The 19,232-nt window shown below is 59.8% G+C and carries 18 protein-coding genes; 12 read left to right on the top strand and 6 right to left on the bottom strand.

Annotation, left to right across the window (positions count from 1 at the left end; translation table 11 throughout):
- Positions 1-59 precede the first annotated feature (59 nt).
- Both WNY39_RS06145 and WNY39_RS06140 read right to left on the bottom strand, forming a co-directional pair.
- The gene (locus WNY39_RS06145; protein WP_341234060.1) at positions 60-590 is read right to left on the bottom strand and encodes an adenine phosphoribosyltransferase; all 531 of its coding nucleotides are present in this window, start codon (positions 588-590) and stop codon (positions 60-62) included.
- 108 nt (positions 591-698) lie between these two features.
- Complete coding sequence (locus WNY39_RS06140; RefSeq protein ID WP_342844765.1) at positions 699-1,571, bottom strand: S-methyl-5'-thioadenosine phosphorylase; 873 nt, start codon at positions 1,569-1,571, stop codon at positions 699-701.
- Positions 1,572-1,754: 183 nt separating this feature from the next.
- Between WNY39_RS06140 and WNY39_RS06135 the strand changes: the two genes are divergently transcribed.
- Positions 1,755-3,416 carry a SulP family inorganic anion transporter gene (locus WNY39_RS06135; protein ID WP_342844764.1) on the top strand — a complete coding sequence of 554 codons (1,662 nt, stop codon included), beginning with the start codon at positions 1,755-1,757 and terminating at the stop codon, positions 3,414-3,416.
- Between the two features lie 63 nt (positions 3,417-3,479).
- Here WNY39_RS06135 and WNY39_RS06130 read toward each other — a convergent pair whose 3' ends face one another.
- Positions 3,480-4,085: a flavin reductase family protein gene (locus tag WNY39_RS06130; protein ID WP_342844951.1), complete on the bottom strand. Its 606-nt coding sequence runs from the start codon at positions 4,083-4,085 to the stop codon at positions 3,480-3,482.
- A gap of 93 nt (positions 4,086-4,178) precedes the next feature.
- On the opposite strand from WNY39_RS06130, the gene WNY39_RS06125 reads away from it, so the two are divergent.
- Positions 4,179-4,658: an N-acetyltransferase gene (locus WNY39_RS06125; protein ID WP_342844763.1), complete on the top strand. Its 480-nt coding sequence runs from the start codon at positions 4,179-4,181 to the stop codon at positions 4,656-4,658.
- Between the two features lie 50 nt (positions 4,659-4,708).
- A complete protein-coding gene (locus WNY39_RS06120) occupies positions 4,709-5,488 on the top strand; it encodes an EcsC family protein (RefSeq protein ID WP_342844762.1) in 780 nt (259 codons plus the stop codon).
- A gap of 12 nt (positions 5,489-5,500) precedes the next feature.
- On the opposite strand, the gene modC is transcribed toward WNY39_RS06120, so the two are convergent.
- The 3 genes from modC to modA are packed head-to-tail and all read right to left on the bottom strand — an operon-like array spanning position 5,501 to position 8,003.
- Positions 5,501-6,589, bottom strand: coding sequence for a molybdenum ABC transporter ATP-binding protein (modC, locus tag WNY39_RS06115; RefSeq protein ID WP_342844761.1), 1,089 nt, complete (start codon positions 6,587-6,589; stop codon positions 5,501-5,503).
- Positions 6,586-7,275, bottom strand: coding sequence for a molybdate ABC transporter permease subunit (modB, locus tag WNY39_RS06110; RefSeq protein ID WP_342844760.1), 690 nt, complete (start codon positions 7,273-7,275; stop codon positions 6,586-6,588). The genes modC and modB overlap by 4 nt, the downstream gene beginning before the upstream one ends.
- Positions 7,272-8,003, bottom strand: coding sequence for a molybdate ABC transporter substrate-binding protein (gene modA / locus WNY39_RS06105; protein ID WP_342844759.1), 732 nt, complete (start codon positions 8,001-8,003; stop codon positions 7,272-7,274). The genes modB and modA overlap by 4 nt, the downstream gene beginning before the upstream one ends.
- 108 nt (positions 8,004-8,111) lie before the next feature.
- Between modA and WNY39_RS06100 the strand changes: the two genes are divergently transcribed.
- The 9 genes from WNY39_RS06100 to WNY39_RS06060 all read left to right on the top strand — a co-directional run bounded on the left by WNY39_RS06100 (position 8,112) and on the right by WNY39_RS06060 (position 19,215).
- The gene (locus WNY39_RS06100; protein WP_341234068.1) at positions 8,112-8,582 is read left to right on the top strand and encodes an NUDIX hydrolase; all 471 of its coding nucleotides are present in this window, start codon (positions 8,112-8,114) and stop codon (positions 8,580-8,582) included.
- Positions 8,583-8,656: 74 nt separating this feature from the next.
- The gene (locus WNY39_RS06095; RefSeq protein ID WP_342844758.1) at positions 8,657-9,112 is read left to right on the top strand and encodes a DUF1178 family protein; all 456 of its coding nucleotides are present in this window, start codon (positions 8,657-8,659) and stop codon (positions 9,110-9,112) included.
- A 147-nt stretch (positions 9,113-9,259) separates the two neighbouring features.
- Entirely contained in the window at positions 9,260-10,498 is a 1,239-nt protein-coding gene (locus WNY39_RS06090) for an aspartate kinase (RefSeq protein WP_342844757.1), read from the top strand.
- 161 nt (positions 10,499-10,659) lie between these two features.
- Positions 10,660-12,921, top strand: a complete 2,262-nt coding sequence (gene ptsP / locus WNY39_RS06085; protein ID WP_341234071.1) for a phosphoenolpyruvate--protein phosphotransferase — start codon at positions 10,660-10,662, stop codon at positions 12,919-12,921.
- 120 nt (positions 12,922-13,041) lie between these two features.
- On the top strand, positions 13,042-13,209 hold the full coding sequence (locus tag WNY39_RS06080) for a hypothetical protein (protein ID WP_342844756.1): 168 nt from the start codon (positions 13,042-13,044) through the stop codon (positions 13,207-13,209).
- 50 nt (positions 13,210-13,259) lie between these two features.
- Positions 13,260-14,426: an efflux RND transporter periplasmic adaptor subunit gene (locus tag WNY39_RS06075; RefSeq protein ID WP_342844755.1), complete on the top strand. Its 1,167-nt coding sequence runs from the start codon at positions 13,260-13,262 to the stop codon at positions 14,424-14,426.
- Complete coding sequence (locus WNY39_RS06070) at positions 14,423-17,485, top strand: efflux RND transporter permease subunit (protein ID WP_342844754.1); 3,063 nt, start codon at positions 14,423-14,425, stop codon at positions 17,483-17,485. Before WNY39_RS06075 ends, WNY39_RS06070 begins: the two co-directional genes overlap by 4 nt.
- A 135-nt stretch (positions 17,486-17,620) precedes the next feature.
- Positions 17,621-18,781, top strand: a complete 1,161-nt coding sequence (locus WNY39_RS06065) for an iron-containing alcohol dehydrogenase (RefSeq protein WP_342844753.1) — start codon at positions 17,621-17,623, stop codon at positions 18,779-18,781.
- Positions 18,781-19,215 carry a thioesterase family protein gene (locus WNY39_RS06060; RefSeq protein ID WP_341234075.1) on the top strand — a complete coding sequence of 145 codons (435 nt, stop codon included), beginning with the start codon at positions 18,781-18,783 and terminating at the stop codon, positions 19,213-19,215. The genes WNY39_RS06065 and WNY39_RS06060 overlap by 1 nt, the downstream gene beginning before the upstream one ends.
- Positions 19,216-19,232: the final 17 nt, after the last annotated feature.

Genomic DNA, 19,232 nt, shown 5'->3' with positions numbered 1-19,232 from the left:
GGCTCTAAAATATCCCGGGGGACGCCCCGCAGGGGCGGGGGGCAGCGCCCCCAAACCTGCTACATACCGTCAAAAGCACAAAGCGCGTGAACATCCATCCCCATGGCTTCCAAACGCTTGCGCCCGCCCAGTTCCGGCAGGTCAATAATAAACGCACATGACACGATCTTGCCGCCCAGCTTTTCGATCAACTTGATCCCCGCCTCGGCAGTGCCACCGGTGGCCAGCAAATCATCCACGACCAGAACCCGCTCACCGGGCTGGATCGCGTCGTCATGGATCTCAACTGTCGCCTCGCCATATTCCAGGACATAATCCTGCGCGATGGTCTTGCCGGGCAGTTTGCCTTTTTTACGGATCGGCACAAACCCGACCGACAACTGATGCGCAATTGCGCCGCCCAGAATAAAGCCACGCGCCTCAAGGCCCACAACCTTATCAATCGCAATCCCCGCATAGGGGTGCAGCATCTGATCAATCGCCATGCGAAACCCGCGCGGATCGGCAAAAAGCGTGGTCACATCGCGAAACATGATCCCCTCATGGGGAAAATCAACGATGGTGCGAATATAGTCCTGAACCTGTTTCATCTGGTTCTCCCAAAACCCAAGGAGCGGCGCAAAGGGTACTCCCTTCGTCTTCACCCTTTTAAAAATACTCATAGCCCCGCGCCAGCCGGGCCTTGATCGGTTTACTGCTTAAATCACCCGGCCTGCAACCGCATCCAGTTTCGCCATCAACGTGGGGTCACGCATTTCGGGCTGCGTCAGGATTGCGTATTCCAACGCGCGGTCACAGCCATGGGGGCAGACATCCCGCTCGGCTCCCAGCAGCGCTGGCAAGCGCGCGACCATTTGGCGGCCCTTGTCGGCATTGCCCATCAGGGTCTGAATGATTTTGGTGACGTCCACTTCGCCGTGGTCCGGGTGCCAGCTGTCATAATCGGTGATCATCGCCACGGACGCATAGCAAAGCTCGGCTTCGCGGGCCAATTTTGCTTCGGGCATGTTGGTCATCCCGATCACATCTGCGCCCCAGCTGTTGCGGTACATGTTGGATTCGGCCAGCGTCGAAAACTGCGGGCCTTCCATCGCCAGATAGGTGCCGCCGCGGTGCACGTTGATGCCAGCGTCCCGTGCGGCGGTCTCGCAGGCATCGCCAAGGCGCGGGCAGGTGGGGTGGGCGACGCTGACATGGGCGACACAGCCGGTGCCAAAGAATGATTTTTCCCGCGCAATGGTCCTGTCGATGAATTGGTCCACGATCACGAAATCCCCGGGTGCCATTTCCTCGCGAAACGACCCGCAGGCCGATACGCTGATCACATCCGTGCAGCCCAACCGTTTGAGCGCGTCGATATTGGCGCGGTAGGGGACGGTTGATGGCGCATGCACATGTCCACGCCCGTGACGCGGCAGGAATGCCATTTCCACCCCATCCAGCGTTCCGGTCAGGATTGCATCAGAGGGCGCGCCCCACGGGCTTTCGACGGTCAGCCATTCAGCGCCCTCAAGCCCGTCGATATCATAGATGCCCGATCCACCGATCACAGCGATTTTTGTCTTTGTCATGGGGAAGCCCTTGGATTGATTTGCGGGCAGAGTATCAAGGATCACCGTGATGAAAACCCCGAAACCTGCGCCGCGCCGGGCCTACGCACCCGCCCCGCCTTTTCTTCTGCTGTGCTTTGGTCTAGTGAGCGCGAAATAATACCCTATCCCTTACCCCGACTCCCAAATATGAAGGATGCCCCCATGGCGCGTTCCACGTTCCGCAGTTTCGCCAAGAACCTTAATGTGACCGACTTGCGCTGGATGCCCGGCGAGGGGCTGTCGCCGTCGCGTTTGCGGATTGAACTGCTGTCGGGGCTGACCGTTGCCTTGGCTTTGGTGCCCGAAGCGGTGGCGTTTGCCTTTGTTGCGGGGGTTCACCCGCTGGTCGGGCTTTATGCTGCGTTTTTGGTGGGGTTGATCACAGCGTTGATCGGGGGCCGTCCGGGGATGATTTCGGGGGCCACGGGGGCCTTGGCGGTTGTCATGGTGGCGCTGGTCGCACAGCATGGCGTCGAATACCTGTTTGCCACCGTGGTGTTGATGGGCCTGATCCAGATTTTCGCAGGTGTGATGCAATGGGGTAAATTCATCCGATTGGTACCGCATCCGGTTATGCTGGGCTTTGTGAACGGCCTTGCGATCGTTATTTTTCTGGCGCAATTGGGCCAGTTCAAGGTGCCCGGCACGATGGTTGATACGGGCCACGGCATGGGCGGCGGTGAATGGCTGTCAGGCCAGCCCTTGATGCTGATGCTGGCGCTGGTGGCCGCGACCATGGCGATCATCTGGGTCATGCCGCGCATTACCAAGCTGGTTCCGGCACCGCTGGCAGGCATTGGTATTGTGGCGGCTGTGGTTATTGCCTTTGGTATGGAAGTGCCGCGCGTCGGTGACCTTGCCTCGATCGAGGGTGGCTTCCCAACCTTCCACATGCCCTTTGGCGAGGGTCTTGGGCTGTACGGCACAGCACTGGCCCCGTTCAATCTTGAGACGTTTTATATCATCCTACCCTATGCGGTAATCTTGGCCGCCATTGGCCTGATTGAATCGCTGCTCACGTTGAACCTTGTCAGCGACATGACCAACACCCGTGGCGGTGCCAGCCAGGAATGTATCGCCCAAGGCGTTGCAAACACGGTTACCGGCTTCTTTGGTGGCATGGGCGGCTGCGCGATGATCGGTCAGTCGATGATCAACGTGAAATCAGGTGGCCGGACCCGTGTGGCTGGTATCGCAGCCGCGGTATTCTTGCTGCTGTTCATCCTAGTTGGGTCTTCCATTATCGAGCTGATCCCGCTGGCCGCATTGGTGGGCGTGATGTTCATGGTGGTGATCGGGACCTTCGCGTGGAATTCGCTGACCATCCTGCGCAAAGTACCGCTGATGGATGCCTTTGTTATTCTGCTGGTGACAGTTGTGACCGTCTACGAAGACCTTGCGGTGGCGGTGGTTGTCGGGGTGATCGTGTCGGCATTGGCCTATGCGTGGAACAACGCGCGGCGCATCCATGCCAAAACCTATACCACGCCTGAAGGGGCCAAGGTCTATCAGGTGCAAGGGCCGCTGTTCTTTGGGTCGTCCGAAGGGTTCGCAGAACTGTTTAACGTCCGCGAGGATCCGTCCGAGGTGATCGTGGATTTCGCCGATAGCCGGGTGGTGGATCAATCGGCGCTTCAAGCGATTGAGACCATTGCCGGGAAATATGAGGCGGCGGGCAAGCGCGTTCAACTGCGCCACCTCAGCCGCGATTGTCACCGTCTGCTTAAGAAAGCGGGTCACCTTGCGATCGATAGCGACGACGATCCCGATTATCAGGTCGCCGTCAACTATCAGGTGCGCACCGGTATTCTGGGCGGCCACTGATCCGGCGTCGCCGTTTTCTTTCGAAGAAAACGAACCGGAATTTTCAAAAATTCCGCCCGCGCGTTAATCGTCCGGGCGGATTATTTCAAACACATCCGTGACGCGGGCGTAGTCGCGATAGCCCAACCGTGACAGCGGTTGATAGGTCGTCACGTCAAAGCGGCCATCCTTGATGCAATCGTCGCGCATGTGAACGCCCACGACTTCGCCAAACACCACATAATTGCTTTCGCCCTCGATCTTGACGATTTGGGTCATGCGGCATTCAAGGCTGGCGGGCGCGTTTGCCACGCGGGCGCAGGCGATTTCACCGCATTCCGCCTTTTCTATGCCTGCGTGACCAAATTCGTCCGTCCCATGCGGCAGCGTCGCCGAAGACGCGTTCATTGCGTCGCGCATGGCGTATTCCACCACATTCACGCAAAACACGCCGGTGTCGCGGATGTTGGCCATGCTGTCCTTGGTCCCGTCCACATCGGCTTTGGTCCCGGTGGAGGCAAACATCACCTGCGGTGGCACATAGGCGACGCCATTGAAAAAAGAATAGGGGGCCAGATTATCGCGCCCTTGCGCATCGCGGGTTGATATCCAGCCAATGGGGCGCGGTGTCACGATAGCATTAAACGGGTTGTGTGGCAGGGAATGGCCATCTTTCGGGCGATAGAACATCAAACTCTCCTCAAGGTTTGCACCCATGGCTAGCGTCATGTTAGAGGCTTTGCTACCTCAAATCCGCCGACAGGGCCGCGACACGTGTACCAGATGAAACCAGAATCGGCGGCTGACCATTGGGAAGTCGAAGCACTTTATGACACGTGCTTTGCCCCCGGTCGCGAGGCGTTGTCGTCTTACCGTCTGCGCGACGGCGTGCCGCCTGTTGTGGGGCTCAGCCATGTCGCACGCGATGCGGATGGTATTCTAGCGGGGGCGATCCGGTATTGGCCTGTGCGCATCGGTGCGGCTGATGCCTTGTTGCTGGGCCCCGTGGCCGTCCACCCCACGCGTCAGGGCGAAGGGTTGGGCGGTATGCTGATCGAAGGCAGCCTGAGCCAAGCCGTGCCATTGGGCTGGTCACGTGTGATGCTGGTGGGCGATGCACCCTATTACAAACGGTTCGGATTTTCGCTGCTGGACCATGTCGTAATGCCCCCGCCGACCAACCCCGCCCGCGTCTTGGGCCGTGCATTGATTGCGGGCGCTTGGGACAGCATCGCTGGTGATGTCACCGCCTGGACACATTGAAACGGCACGCAGGTCGCACCACATCTATAGCGAACAGCCGGAGAGACCCTATGCAAATCGAAAGCGCCCTGCCCAAGACCGTGGATGTCGAGGCGCGGCTTGACCAGCTTGCTGCGCGCTATAAAGGCGCAGGCGGGGTTGGTATCAATGTGCTGAACCTGATCGGCGGCAGTGCCGAAGGGTTGATCGACAAGCTGCCCGGTGCCGTGCGCCGCAATCTGGAAACCGCGACGATCAAAGCACTGGGTCAGGCGATGAAGGCTGCGACCTCTACACGCTCCATGGTGCCGGATCAGAAAAGCTGGCTGAACCAAGCGGTAAGTGCCGCGATGGGGGCGGCAGGCGGTGCAGGTGGTTTGCCCACGGCGTTGGCCGAACTGCCGGTGACCACGACATTGCTGTTGCGGGTGATCCAAGGGGTTGCTGTGGAACATGGCTTTGATCCGCTGGCCGAGAACGTGCAGTTTGATTGCGTGCAGGTCTTTGCCGCTGCCGGGCCTTTGTCCGACGATGATGGTGCCGATCTGGGCTTTCTGTCGGCGCGCATCGCTCTGAGCGGCCGTGCCATGCAGGCCGTGATTGCCAAGGTCGCGCCAAAACTGGCTGTGGTACTGGGGCAAAAACTGGCGGCACAAGCGGTGCCTGTGTTGGGGGCCGTCGCCGGTGCCGCGACGAATTATGCTTATACCAGCTATTACGAAGACATGGCGCATGTGCATTTCGGTCTACGCAAACTGGCGATTGATGCGGATATCCCGCACGAACACCTGATTGACCGTTTCCGCGACAAGGTCGGGCGTAAACAGCTGCCGCAACGCCCCAAGGTCTAAACGCGCTAAGCCCTAGCGCCCGATGCTGCCTGGTGCGACGGTTGTGGCCTTGAGGATCGCAAAGCACTGCGTCCCCTTTGAAAGCCCCAATTCGGAAACAGCACGTGCTGTGACGCGGGCCAATAGCCGGTCCGTCCCGGCACGCAGGGCAATTGCGGCACCGGGGCCATCACCCGGGTGAATATCCTCGACCTGCACCGGCAAGACATTCACGGAACTTAACCCTTCAGGGCGGGTGAGCGAGAGGATCACATCCTGCGCCAACACCCGCAGCCGTACCCGCGCGCCGATAGGGGCCTGAACGCCCGGCAGTTCGATCTCTCCGGCACTGATGCGCAAGGTGGAAATGCCGTCGGTGCCGTGGGCAATGACATCGGCCTCGATCACGGCACCAGCCTCGCGGACACCCAGCAGGGGGACCGCGGCGGGGTTGGACATCACCTCGAACAGCGGGCCTTGGGCTTGGACCTGACCGTTTTGGATCAGCACCAGCCGGTCGGCGAGGCGGGCGATCTCGTCCACTGCGTGGCTGACATAAAGGATGGGCAGGCCAAGCGGCCCGTCGCGCAGACGTTCCAGAAAGGGCAGGATCTCTTGCTTGCGGGGGCCATCAAGGCTGGCAAGGGGTTCATCCATCAACAACATGCGCGGATGGCTCAGCAACGCGCGGCCCAAGGCGACGCGCTGTTTCTGGCCGCCCGATAGGGTCGCGGGGGCACGGGTTTGCAGCCCCTCAAGGCCCAACAGGGACACCACGTCGGATAGCTCGGGCCCAACGCTGCCCTTGGGCGCATAACGCGCGCCGAACATCAGGTTTTGCGCGACGGTTAGGTGCGGAAACAGGCGGGCGTCTTGGAACACGGTGCCAAGGCGGCGCTTGTGGGGCGGAACGAAAATGCCGCGGGACGTGTCCAAAAGGACTTCGCCATCGACGGCAATGGTACCGCTGTCGGGGCGTAGCAAACCGCCAACGGCGTTGATGACCGTGGTTTTGCCCGCACCCGACCGCCCGAACAAAGCGGTTATGCCCGGACCGGCCTCAAGCGTGATATCAAGGGCGAATTCCGCAAAGCGGTGCGACAGGGACAGCGACAGGGTCATGTGCCCGCGATCCTTGCAGCGACGCGGCGGGCCAGCATTTCGGACAATAGAACAGCCGATACGGCCACAGCACTTGCCATCAGCACCATGGCCACCGCCTGACCCTCACCGCCCGGTATTTGCAACGCAGACCAGATGGCACTGGGCAGGGTCTGGGTCTGGCCGGGGATGTTGGCGACAAAGGTGATTGTCGCGCCAAATTCGCCCATTGCCTTGGCAAAGCCCATGACAGTGCCCGCCAGAATACCCGGCAAGATCAAGGGCAGGGTCACCCGGCCAAAGACCGATTGCCGCGATGCACCCAAGGACGCGGCGGCCTCTTCAAGCTTGGGATCAACCGCTTCGATGGCAAGGCGCATGGCACGCACCATCAGCGGAAAGCCCATGATCATGGCCGCTAGCACAGCGCCGGACCAATGAAAGGCCAATTGCAAGCCGATGGCTTCGAGGGCGCGGCCAAGCGGTGCGTTGCGGCCAAAGGCCATGAGCAGCAGATAACCAGTGACCACAGGCGGCAGGACGAGCGGCAAATGCACCGCTGCATTCAGCAGCGATTTCCCCCAAAAGTCGCGCCGTGCGAGCACCCAAGCAACCCAAAGCGCCAGCGGAATGGCCAGAACAGTTGCCCAGACCGCCACCCAAAGCGACAGGCGCAACGCGTCCCATGCGGCGGCGTCGGGCGTCATGGGGTAGTCACCGGCGTAAAGCCATAGCTGGCAAAAACAGCGCGGCTTGCGGGCGTTTGCAGATGGGCCAGAAAGGCGGCTCCTGCCTTGGTCAATGCGGTTGCGGGATAGGTGATCGGGCTGTGCAGATCGGCGGGCACGTCATATACGATACGCACATCGGGTTCGGCCAGCGCATCGGTGCGATAGACAATACCCAACGGCGCATCCCCGCGCGCAACAAGGGCCAAGGCGCTGCGGACATTATCGGTTTCGGCTAGACGGGCCTGCAGGTCATCCCATTGGCCGGTGGCCCGTAGCCATTCAGCCGCGTAAATTCCGGCGGGTACGGCGTCGCGTTGACCCATTGCCAGACGCCCGTCACCCAAGAATGCCGCAAGGTTAGCGGGATCGGGGACTGTTGATGTGCCATTTGGGGCGATCAGAACCAGACTGTTGCCCAGTAAATCAATCGGATCACCCTGGGTGGTCGGGCCGTTTTCAACCAGCCAGTTCATCCAGATTGGGCTGGCCAGAATAACGACATCGGCCGGGGCACCGGCTGCCACTTGGCGCGCCATCGTGCCGGAGCCACCGAAAGAGAGCGCAACCGGCGCACTAAAGTCAGTGGCGACCTGATCCAACGCGCCGCGCAGGCTTGCAGCGGCAAATACCGTGACCTCTGCGGGCTGCGCCTGTGCCGCATGCGGCACCAAAAACGCCAGAATGATAAGCAGTTTCTTGATCATTCCCGCACTATCCGCCAAGCCTATTACACACGCAAGGGGATCACTGGTCATAGTCGACGCAAGACAGTAGATAACCAAGGAAACACAGCGCCTTATTTCGAGACCAAGATGATCAAACAACTGCCAATTTCGCTGCAAGGTGCCCGCAAAGGCGAAGCCCGTTCGCAATTTGCCGCACTGTGCTATCGGATCCGGCAGGGCAAACTGCAGTTTTTATTGATCACATCGCGCAAATCCAAACGCTGGATCGTGCCCAAAGGCTGGCCGATGCACGCCAAAACCCCCGAGGCCGCAGCATTGCAAGAGGCCTGGGAAGAAGCGGGCGTGCGCGGGCGCGTCACAGGGGGCTGTCTGGGCGTCTATTCCTATGCCAAGGAAATGGGCGATGATACGTTGTTGCCGGTCATCGCGATGCTGTACCCGGTCGAGGTAAAGGTGAAGGCGAAACAATACCCCGAGGCCGGCCAGCGGCGTCGCGCGTGGATGTCGCGCAAGAAGGCGATGAAAATGGTCAGAGAGCCGGAGCTGCGCCGCATGATCCGCGACTTCGACCCGCGCCCGGGCCTGCCTGACGCTTGAACCTGCCAGCGCGCGCACCATCTTTTATGTGTATGCGTTGTTTATAATGACGAAAAAGGGCAAACTGCAGGAAGATGATCCAATTTACCTTGAAATGTGACCAAGACCACCGCTTTGACAGCTGGTTCAAATCGGCTGCGGCTTTTGATGCGCTGGCCAAGGCCGGGCATATCAGCTGCGCCGTTTGCGGGTCGTCGCAGGTCACCAAGGGGATGATGGCACCGCGGGTGTCGACCGGAAAATCGCAGATTGAGGTCGAGCCGGTGGTGAAGGATGCCGCGCCGACCCCGGTTCTTTCGGAGCCAAAAGGCGAGGTTGAGGCGGCCATTAAAGCCTTGCGCGAAAAGGTCGAGGCGACGTCGGATTATGTTGGCGCTGATTTCGTCAAGGAAGCACGCGCCATGCATGCGGGCGACGCACCGGAACGGTCAATCTATGGCGAGGCGCGGTTGGATCAGGCCAAAGAGCTGGTTGAGGAAGGCGTGCAATTGATGCCGCTGCCGTTTCGCCCCAAACGGTCAACGCAGTAGATTTATGCCACACGCCGGGGCTTTGCCCCGGACCCCAGGATATTTGTAAGCCAGAGAAGCAGCGGTGTGCTTGGGATCGGTGCGCGCGGGCTTGCTAAGGCTGACGCTTGCGCGTAAACCGCGCCGGAGTTTTGCAACGGGGGACCTATGCCTGTTCTGGTGATGAAATTTGGTGGCACATCCGTGGCCACATTGGACCGCATCCGCCGCGCTGCCAAGCGCGTCGGCGTTGAGGTGTCCAAGGGCTATGATGTGATTGTGATCGTATCGGCCATGTCGGGTAAGACGAATGAGCTGGTCGGCTGGGTGAACGAGACATCCCCGTTATATGATGCACGCGAATATGATGCGGTAGTGTCGAGCGGTGAGAATGTAACCGCCGGTCTGATGGCGTTGACGTTGCAAGAGATGGAAATTCCTGCGCGCAGTTGGCAAGGCTGGCAGGTGCCGGTCAAGACGACCTCGGCGCATTCGTCGGCCCGGATCGAAGACATCCCGCCTGCCAATATCATGGCGAAATTCGGCGAAGGCATGAAGGTCGCGGTGGTTGCAGGCTTCCAGGGGGTCAGCCCCGAGGGTCGGATTACCACGCTGGGGCGCGGTGGGTCTGATACGACAGCTGTCGCCTTTGCCGCCGCGTTCGAGGCTGAGCGTTGCGATATTTATACGGATGTGGACGGGGTTTACACGACTGATCCGCGTGTCAGTGCCAAGGCGCGCAAACTGGACAAGATCGCGTTTGAAGAGATGTTGGAGCTGGCATCGCTGGGGGCCAAGGTTCTGCAGACCCGGTCGGTCGAGCTGGCAATGCGGTATAAGGTCAAGCTGCGCGTGCTGAGCAGTTTTGAGGAACAGTCAGACGAAGCTGGAACGCTGGTCTGCGATGAGGAGGAAATCATGGAAAGCAATGTCGTTTCAGGGATCGCGTTTTCACGTGACGAAGCCAAGATGACCCTGGTGTCTGTTGCAGACCGTCCGGGCATCGCGGCGGCCATCTTTACCGCGCTCAGCGAGGGCGGTGTGAACGTTGATATGATCGTTCAGAACATCGCCGAGGAAGGTCGCACCGATATGACCTGGTCCTGCCCTGTCGATCAGATCAAGCGCGCGGAAAAAGCTATGGACGCGGCCAAAGACACCGGCGACATCAACTTCCACGAACTGATTGCTGACACGGATGTGGCCAAGGTTTCGGTGGTTGGCATCGGCATGCGCAGCCATACAGGCGTTGCGGCCAAGATGTTTCAGGTGCTGTCGAACGAGGGCATCAACATCAAGGTAATCACCACCTCCGAGATCAAGATTTCCGTACTGATCGACCGCAAGTATATGGAGCTGGCTGTTCAGGCGCTGCATGATGCGTTCGAGCTGGATAAAGCTGCCTAAAATCTGTGCATCCTTGGGAGCGGGGGCAGGGGACTGGCAGCTTTTGTTGTTGCCAGGCCTTTTCGTGACGTCAACGCTGGAAGACAAGCGTTTATGACAACAGGCGTTTCATTTCGCCATGGCCTGTGGTCTAAGCTGGCCTTGCGGAGGAGAAACTTACCATGGCCGATGGGTTTGAAACAGAAAGTCGCAAGCTGCTGGGGCGGTTGCGCGATGCGATGGCCAGCGATGACGCAGGCCAGGCTCGGCTGGACAAGATCACACATCTGATTGCGACATCCATGGGATGCGAAGTGTGTTCGATATACCTGTTCCGGGACGAAGATACGCTTGAGCTGTGCGCCACAGAAGGTCTGAAAGCCGACGCGGTGCACGAAACGCGAATGAAGCTGGGCGAAGGTCTGGTTGGGCGCGTCGCAAAACGCAAACAGATCGTGAACACACCTAACGCGCCGCAAGCCCCCGGTTTCCGGTTCATGCCAGAAACGGGCGAAGAGATTTATTCGAGCTTTCTGGGTATCCCGGTGCAGCGCCTTGGCGAAATGCTGGGCGTGTTGGTCGTGCAGTCCAAAGCCGCGCGGGAGTTTTCCGCCGACGAAGTCTATGCGCTTGAGGTCGTTGCCATGGTGTTGGCTGAAATGACCGAGTTGGGTGCCTTTGTGGGCGAGGGGGCCGCAATGTCGGCCCGTCACAGCCAGCCGGTTCTGGTGCGCGGGACGGTCGGACAAGAGGGCGTTGCAGATGGCCATGTCTGGCTGCACGAACCGCGTGTTGTGGTGTCGAACCCTGTGGCGGACGACCCGGTTCGTGAAAAAGAACGCTTGAACGAGGCGGTGGACGAGCTGCGCGTCAGTGTCGATCAGATGTTGTCGATGGCCGGTGGCGACAAGGATCAGCGCCAGGTCCTGGAAGCGTACCGGATGTTTGCCAATTCCAAAGGCTGGATGCGCAGGATGGAAGAGGACATCGACCGCGGCCTGTCAGCCGAAGCCGCTGTTGAAAAAGAACAATCCTTGGCCCGGTCGCGCATCGGGCAGGCCAGCGATGCTTATCTGCGCGAACGGCTGTCGGATCTGGATGACCTGAGCAACAGATTGCTGCGCATTCTGACCGGGCAAGGGTCCGATACAGGGGCGGAAATGCCTGCTGACCCGATATTGGTCGCGCGCAATATTGGCCCTGCAGAGCTGCTCGAATACGGGCGGTCGTTGCGCGGCATCGTGTTGGAAGGCGGATCGGTTGGCAGCCACGCGGCAATCGTGGCGCGGGCCTTGGCCATTCCGTTGATTGTGCATGCGTCGCATATCACCAACGACGCGCTGAACGGCGACCGGATCATGGTCGATGGCGAACAAGGTATCGTGCATTTGCGGCCGGACGAAACCGTGGCGTCTGCGTTTCGGGACAAGATTGCGATGCAGGCCGCGGCGCAGGAACGCTATGCCTCGATCCGCGATAAACGGGCAGAGACGCGGTGCGGAACAGTCGTGGGTCTGCAGATGAATGCGGGTCTGATGGCCGACCTGCCATCGCTTGAAGGCTCGGGTGCCGAGGGCGTTGGCCTGTTTCGGACGGAGCTGCAATTTCTTATCCGCAGTAAAATGCCAAAAAGGTCCGAGCTATCAGCGCTTTACGCGCGTGTCTTGGATGCAGCAAATGGGAAACGTGTCGTGTTTCGGACCCTCGATATCGGGTCAGACAAGGTGCTGCCCTATATGAAGGCCAATGACGAGCCGAACCCCGCTTTGGGGTGGCGCGCCATTCGTGTGGGGCTGGATAAACCGGGTATCATGCGCATGCAGTTGCAGGCGTTGATCCGCGCGGCAAACGGGCGACCGTTGACGGTGATGTTCCCCTTTGTGGCGCAATTCGAGGAATACCGTGCCGCGCGTGCCGAGATGGATAAAACGTTGGCCCGCGAGGCGCGGCTGGGGCACAAACTGCCCTCGCATCTTGAGGTTGGCGCAATGCTCGAGACGCCATCACTGGCCTTTGCGCCGAAGAAATTTTTCGAGGAAGTCGAATTTTTATCCATTGGTGGCAATGACTTGAAACAGTTCTTTTTTGCCGCTGACCGCGAAAATGAATTGGTGCGCCGGCGTTATGACACGTTGAACGTTAGTTTTCTGACGTTTCTTGAAGGTATCGTTGAACGCTGCCGTGAAACCGGCACGCCGCTGTCATTCTGCGGCGAAGACGCGGGCCGTCCGGTTGAGGCGCTGTGCTTTGCAGCGATAGGGATTACCAACCTGTCGATGCGCCCGGCGTCTATTGGCCCCGTTAAAAACCTGTTGCGCCGGTCCAATCTGGATGAGGTGCGCAAGGTGATCTATGAGGCGCGCGACCGCGGCGACCAATCTGTGCGGGCGGCGGTCATGGATTATTTGCGTCATCAAACGCCCGAGCCGCGTAAGCTGCCATAGGGTTCGCCGGTTAACCAAGTTCGTTAATTCTCATCCATCGCTTGAGCTTTTCTTGCGAGGGTATTGGATTCGCTGTGCTTTCTTTCAAGCTGGCGCTGACTAATTGCGCGCACTTGACGGATGCGGGTCGAAAAGGGTCTGCTGACGGTCGTGCAGGATGCGGATCACCGCGGGGGAGAGATTGATATGCACTGTGGCTTTCCGGGCGATGTCGCGGCACTGCACGGTGCAAAAATGCAGGGGAGCTGGGCATCAACGCACCTAATTCGCGATGCGATGCCATTGTAATTCGGTCCAAACCGCTCAGATATCACAGAACTGACAAGACGGAGCTTGCGATGAAGATGTTTTTGGCACGGCGCTTAGGAGCGGCTTTGATGGTTGCGGTCTCGGCGCAAGCATTATGGGCGCAAGAGGCTGACTTGCAACGCGTCCCAAGTGTGACAGTCGCAACGGCAACGCAGGCAGAGGTGGTGAACCGCGTGTCGATTTCCGGCACATTGGAACCCTACCGCGAGGTTTTGGTCTATCCGCTGGTCACGGGCTTTCCCATCGAGGTATTGATGGTGGACGTGGGCGCAGAAGTCGCCAAGGGCGATACATTGGCCCAGTTGAACGTCGACACGCTGAACGCGCAACTGTCGCAGGCCAAAGCCGAATTTGCCCGCGCCGAAGCGGGTGTTCGCCAAGCACAAAGCCAGATCACGTCGGCCAAAGCCTCCGCCGCGCAGGCGCGCAGTGTTCTGGAACGTAATCAGCAGCTTGACCGGTCGGGCAACGTAACTCAGGCGGCCTTGGATCAGGCGGTTGCCAACAGTCAGACGGCTGATGCGGCCGCGGCCTCCGCCGAAGACGGGCTTGAGGTCGCCAGGGCGCAGGTCTTGCAGGCGCAGGCGCAGTTGGACATTGCCCAGCTGGATTTGGATCACGCCACGATCAAGGCCCCCACCGCAGGCATTATTTCGGCCCGCAACGCGCAAGTGGGCGCGATTGCCAACAACAGCGCGGAGCCGTTGTTCCGCATGATCCAAGACGGCGTGATCGAAGTGCAGGCCGACGTGATCGAAACCGAATTGGCGCAGATATCCGTGGGCGACCCCGCGCAGCTTGAGATCCCCGGCGCAGGCACTGTTGAGGGCACCGTGCGGCTGGTTGCCCCGACGGTGGATGCTACCAACCGGCTGGGCGACGTGCGCGTGTCCCTTGAGGGGAGCAACATGTTGCGCACCGGGCTTTTCGCGGGGGGGTGGATCATCACCGACCGGCACGAGGGGCTGACTGTGCCGACAACCGCAATCCTGACCGACGCCAAGGGTGATTATTTGCTTGAGGTGCAGGACAACACCTTGATCCGGCGCGATGTCACCGCGGGGTTCATCTGGAATGATATCCGCGAGGTTATCTCCGGTCTGGACGATGGGGCCATCGTCGTCGCCCGCGCCAGTGCGTTTTTCTCGGACGGGGATAAGGTGAACCCGGTCCCGCAGAAGGTTGATGTAGAATGAATATGTCGACATGGGCCATCCGGTCCCCCGTGCCGTCCATGGCGCTATTCTTGGTGCTTTGCGTGGTCGGTATCGTAGGGTTCCTGCGGCTGCCTGTGACGCAGTTTCCCAACATCGACATTCCGATTGTGACTGTGACAATCGGACAGTCCGGGGCAGCACCGACCGAAATCGCGACCCAAATCGTCAAACCCGTTGAAAGCGCCGTTTCCGATGTCACAGGGGTCAAACATGTGACGGCTGTCGCGGCGGACGGCACAGCAACCCTGACCATCGAATTCGAGCTAGAGACCGACAGCGCCACCGCCCTGACCGACGTCAAAGACGCCGTTGCGGGCGTGCAGGGCGATTTGCCGGAAAACGCCACCGAACCATTGGTTAAGCGTTTGGATGTGACAGGGCAGGCGATCCTGACCTATGCGGTGTCGGACCCCACACAATCCATTCAAGAGCTGTCCTATTTCGTGGACGAGATCGTCGCGCGCGAGCTGCAGGTCGAAAAAGGTGTCGGCAAGGTGACCCGCATCGGCGGGGGCGACCGCGCGATTGAGGTTGAATTGGACCCGGATCGTTTGCTGTCGCTTGGGTTGACCGCGACAAATGTGAACAATCAGCTGCGCCAAAACAACATTGATTTGGGCGGTGGGTCGGGTGATCTTGGCGGGCAGGAATATTCGATCCGCGCCCTAGGCAGCGCCGATACGGTGGCGCAATTGGCCGCAACACCGATCACCACATCGCCGGGCCGTACCGTGCGTTTGGATGATCTGGGTACGGTGTTCGACGGGTCCACCGAGACGACCAGCTTTGCCATGCTGGACGGGCAGCCCGTGGTCGCCTTTGGTATTTTCCGGTCTACGGGTGCCAGTGATCTGACGGCGGGGGATAATGCCAAGGAACGGCTGGCCGAACTGGGCGAAGAGTATCCGAACGCCAGTTTCTCGCTGATTGACGACGCCACCACCTATACCGAAGGCAATTACCATTCGGCGATGGATACCCTGTACGAAGGGGCTGCTTTGGCGATCATTGTGGTGTTCTTGTTCCTGCGCAATTGGCGGGCCACGATCATCACGGCGGTCGCCTTGCCGCTGTCGATCATTCCGACGTTCATGGTCATGCAATACCTTGGGTTTTCGCTGAACACGGTAAGCTTGCTGGGCATCACCTTGGTGACAGGCATTTTGGTCGATGATGCGATCGTCGAGATCGAAAATATCGTGCGCCATATCCAGATGGGCAAGCCCGCCTATGAGGCGTCCGAGGAAGCCGCATCAGAGATCGGCCTTACGGTCATCGCGATCAGTTTCACCATCGTTGCGGTGTTTGCGCCGGTCAGCTTTATGTCCGGTATCGCGGGGCAGTATTTCAAGCAGTTCGGCCTGACGGTCGCCGTGGCGGTGCTGTTTTCGCTGCTGGTTGCGCGTTTGATTACGCCGATGATGGCCGCCTATTTTCTGCGTGACGGCATCGCCCCGGAAGAGGAAAAAGACGGCTTTCTGATGCGGCGGTATATGGCGTTGCTGGGGTGGACCCTGCGCAACCGTACTGTGACCTTGTTGCTGGGGCTGGGTATTTTTGCCGCGTCGATTTTTTCGGCGACGCTTTTGCCGACGGAATTTGTGCCAGCGTCAGACCAAGGGCGGTCGACGGTGTCGCTGGAATTGCCACCCGGTTCAACGCTTGATCAGACCCGCGCAACGGGCCGCGAGGTGTCGATGATCCTTGGGCAGATATCCGAGATCACCAATGTGTTTGTCGAAGGCGGCACATCTTCGGATACCAAGGCGAATGTCGTGGTGAACTATGGGCAAAAAGACACGCGCGACCGGTCGTCCTTTGCCATTGAGGACGAGATGAAGGCGCTCTTGCAGGACATGCCCGACGTCAAGATAAACGTGTTGGCCGAGAACGGTCAGCGGGACATCCAGCTAAACGTGCTTGGCGATACCGAGGCGGCAGCGTCCGCCGCAGCGATTGAACTGGCCAATCAGATGAACAGCCTGCCGGATGTTTTGAACGCGGCCACAACCGCATCCTTGGTGCGCCCTGAAATCCAGATTACCCCACGCCCGCAATTGGCAGCGGAAATGGGTGTGACATCATCGGATTTGGCCAGCACGATCCGGATCGCAACCTTGGGCGAAACCGATAGCAATGTGGCCAAGTTTAACGCGGGCGACAGGCAGATCCCGATTTTGGTGCGCCTGAAAGAAGACGTTCGGAATGACCTAAGCCGCATGGCAGGACTGCGCGTGGCGTCAACCACGGGCAGCCCCGTGCCCATTAGCGTTGTGGCCGATATGAAGCTGTCGTCCGGTCCCAGTACCATCGAACGCTACGACCGCCAGTACCGCACAAGTGTGGAGGCGGACCTGGCCCCCGGTGGATTGCTGGGCCCTGCAACGCAATCCGTGATGGCATTGCCGATTGCGATGGACATGCCCGAAGGAACCGCAATCCAAAGCGCGGGCGACGCCGAGGTCATGGGCGAGGTGTTCACCCAGTTCGGTCTGGCCATGGGCGCTGGCATCTTGTTGGTCTACGTCGTTCTGGTGCTGTTGTTTGCCAGCTTTGTTACCCCTGTGACGATCCTGCTATCGCTGCCCTTGGCGATTGGTGGGGCGATCTTTGCGCTGTACCTGAATGGGTCGGCAATTGGCTTGTCCGTTGTGATCGGTTTCCTGATGCTGATGGGGATCGTGACCAAGAACGCAATCATGCTGGTCGAATTCGCAATCGAGGCGATGAAGGACGGGGCCACGCGATCTGAAGCGATGCTGGAAGCCGGGCATAAACGCGCGCGGCCAATCATTATGACGACTGTGGCGATGACAGCGGGCATGGTCCCTTCGGCCCTTGCCATCGGGGCGGGCGGCGAATTCCGCGCGCCTATGGCGGTGGCTGTGATTGGCGGGCTGTTGCTGTCGACGATGCTGTCGCTGCTGTTCGTTCCGTCGCTGTTCAGCGTGATCGACGGGCTTAAGGAACGGATTCGCTGGGGCTTGGTTGCTGTGCTGGGCGCAAACCGCCCGCGTGACGCTGCGTCTGACGGTTAAAGGGGGCACCATTTTGCAGCGTAAAAGAATTTTTAAAACAAAGCGCTAGGCGCGGCGCGCAATATTGCCTTTAATGACGGGTGTCTTTGTACGGACGTGCAAGGGCACCCAGATTTTGAAAAAAGGCCGTGTCACGTGACCCCATTTGTCTTCAACACCACCAAATCAGTCGTCTTTGAAAACGGTGCTGCCCTGCGCCTTGCCGAACTTGCAGGCGGGCTTCTGGGGCAGAACTGCCTGCTGATTACGGACCCTGGCTTGCGGGCCTTGGGCCTGTGCGATCCGGCGATTGCGGCGCTGGAAACGGCTGGGCACACGGTCACGATATTCGATGCGGTTGAGGCCGACCCATCCCGCGAGACATTGATGCAAGCGGTCGAGGCGGGCAGGGCGGCAGGCACCACTGGGGTGATCGGCTTTGGCGGTGGCTCGTCGCAAGACGTGGCCAAGCTGGTGGCACTGCTGCTGGGGGCTGACGAAGACCTAGACAGCGCGTGGGGCGTTGCACAGGCCAAGGGGCCGCGGCTGCCGCTGGTCTTGATCCCCACGACCGCTGGCACAGGGTCCGAGGTGACGCCCGTGTCGATCATCACCGTAGGGGCCGAGGAAAAACGCGGCGTGTCCTCGCCCGTGATCCTGCCCGATATGGCCATTCTGGACGCTGAGCTAACCTTGGGCCTGCCTGCGCATATCACCGCTGCCACGGGCGTGGATGCGATGGTCCACGCGATCGAGGCCTATGCCTCGAAAAATGCGAATAATAATCCTGTCTCCAAACTGCTCGCCCGCGAGGCGTTGCGGCTGCTCGGGGCTAATATCGAGGCTGTCGTGGCCGATGGGTCGAACCTAGAAGCACGCGGCGCGATGCTGCTGGGGTCGATGCTGGCGGGGCAGGCTTTTGCCAACTCTCCGGTCGCTGCGGTCCATGCGCTGGCCTATCCCATCGGCGGCACGTTCCATATCCCGCACGGGTTGTCGAACGCGCTGGTGCTGCCCCATGTGCTGCGCTTTAACGCGCCTGACGCTGGCACGCTGTATGCCGAAATCGCCGCCGATGCCTTTCCCGAGCTGGCAGTGGTCGAAGGTACGCAGGCCCGAACGGCGGCCTTTATCGAGGCCTTGGCGGACCTGTCAGCGCGTGTCGGGTTGCAGACCCGCCTGCGCGATGTGGATATCCCGAAAGAGGCGATTGATAAGATGGCAGCTGATGCCATGCTGCAAGGCCGCTTGCTGGTGAACAACCCCCGCGAAGTGACCCAAGCCGACGCACATACGATCTATACGGCGGCGTGGTAATGTCAGACCGCCCCGTCGCCCCAACACGCGCTGATTTCAACGACTTTTACCCGCTGCAAACCCGCTGGAACGACAATGACGCCTATGGGCACATGAACAACGTCGTCCACTATGCGCTGTTTGATACGGCTGTGAACGGCTGGCTGATCGAACGTGGCTTGCTGGACCCGCTGACCAGCCCTGTGTTCGGGTTGGTCGTGGAAACGGGCTGTCGTTATTTTGGCGAAATGCAGTTTCCGGATCGGGTGACGGCAGGGTTGCGCGTTGCCAAACTGGGCCGCAGTTCGGTCCGGATGGAGCTGGGATTGTTCCGCAACGACGATGATACCGCGTCGGCCGAAGGGTTCTTTGTGCATGTCTATGTTGACCGCACGAACCACCGGCCAGCCCAATTGCCAGACGCCACACGTGCGGCCCTAGAAAGCCTGCAATAGGTCCGCACCTGCGGGCC

The sequence above is a fragment of the Sulfitobacter sp. AS59 genome (assembly GCF_038899995.1).
Taxonomy (GTDB): domain Bacteria; phylum Pseudomonadota; class Alphaproteobacteria; order Rhodobacterales; family Rhodobacteraceae; genus Sulfitobacter.
This window is presented reverse-complemented; position numbering and strand designations above follow the sequence as displayed.

Bases quoted from the DNA above. Each gene is read 5' to 3' on its own strand.
- WNY39_RS06145 (WP_341234060.1), bottom strand. From the start codon at position 590: ATGAAACAGGTTCAGGACTATATTCGCACCATCGTTGATTTTCCCCAT.
- WNY39_RS06140 (WP_342844765.1), bottom strand. From the start codon at position 1,571: ATGACAAAGACAAAAATCGCTGTGATCGGTGGATCGGGCATCTATGAT.
- WNY39_RS06135 (WP_342844764.1), top strand. From the start codon at position 1,755: ATGGCGCGTTCCACGTTCCGCAGTTTCGCCAAGAACCTTAATGTGACC.
- WNY39_RS06130 (WP_342844951.1), bottom strand. From the start codon at position 4,085: ATGTTCTATCGCCCGAAAGATGGCCATTCCCTGCCACACAACCCGTTT.
- WNY39_RS06125 (WP_342844763.1), top strand. From the start codon at position 4,179: ATGAAACCAGAATCGGCGGCTGACCATTGGGAAGTCGAAGCACTTTAT.
- WNY39_RS06120 (WP_342844762.1), top strand. From the start codon at position 4,709: ATGCAAATCGAAAGCGCCCTGCCCAAGACCGTGGATGTCGAGGCGCGG.
- modC (WP_342844761.1), bottom strand. From the start codon at position 6,589: ATGACCCTGTCGCTGTCCCTGTCGCACCGCTTTGCGGAATTCGCCCTT.
- modB (WP_342844760.1), bottom strand. From the start codon at position 7,275: ATGACGCCCGACGCCGCCGCATGGGACGCGTTGCGCCTGTCGCTTTGG.
- modA (WP_342844759.1), bottom strand. From the start codon at position 8,003: ATGATCAAGAAACTGCTTATCATTCTGGCGTTTTTGGTGCCGCATGCG.
- WNY39_RS06100 (WP_341234068.1), top strand. From the start codon at position 8,112: ATGATCAAACAACTGCCAATTTCGCTGCAAGGTGCCCGCAAAGGCGAA.
- WNY39_RS06095 (WP_342844758.1), top strand. From the start codon at position 8,657: ATGATCCAATTTACCTTGAAATGTGACCAAGACCACCGCTTTGACAGC.
- WNY39_RS06090 (WP_342844757.1), top strand. From the start codon at position 9,260: ATGCCTGTTCTGGTGATGAAATTTGGTGGCACATCCGTGGCCACATTG.
- ptsP (WP_341234071.1), top strand. From the start codon at position 10,660: ATGGCCGATGGGTTTGAAACAGAAAGTCGCAAGCTGCTGGGGCGGTTG.
- WNY39_RS06080 (WP_342844756.1), top strand. From the start codon at position 13,042: ATGCGGGTCGAAAAGGGTCTGCTGACGGTCGTGCAGGATGCGGATCAC.
- WNY39_RS06075 (WP_342844755.1), top strand. From the start codon at position 13,260: ATGAAGATGTTTTTGGCACGGCGCTTAGGAGCGGCTTTGATGGTTGCG.
- WNY39_RS06070 (WP_342844754.1), top strand. From the start codon at position 14,423: ATGAATATGTCGACATGGGCCATCCGGTCCCCCGTGCCGTCCATGGCG.
- WNY39_RS06060 (WP_341234075.1), top strand. From the start codon at position 18,781: ATGTCAGACCGCCCCGTCGCCCCAACACGCGCTGATTTCAACGACTTT.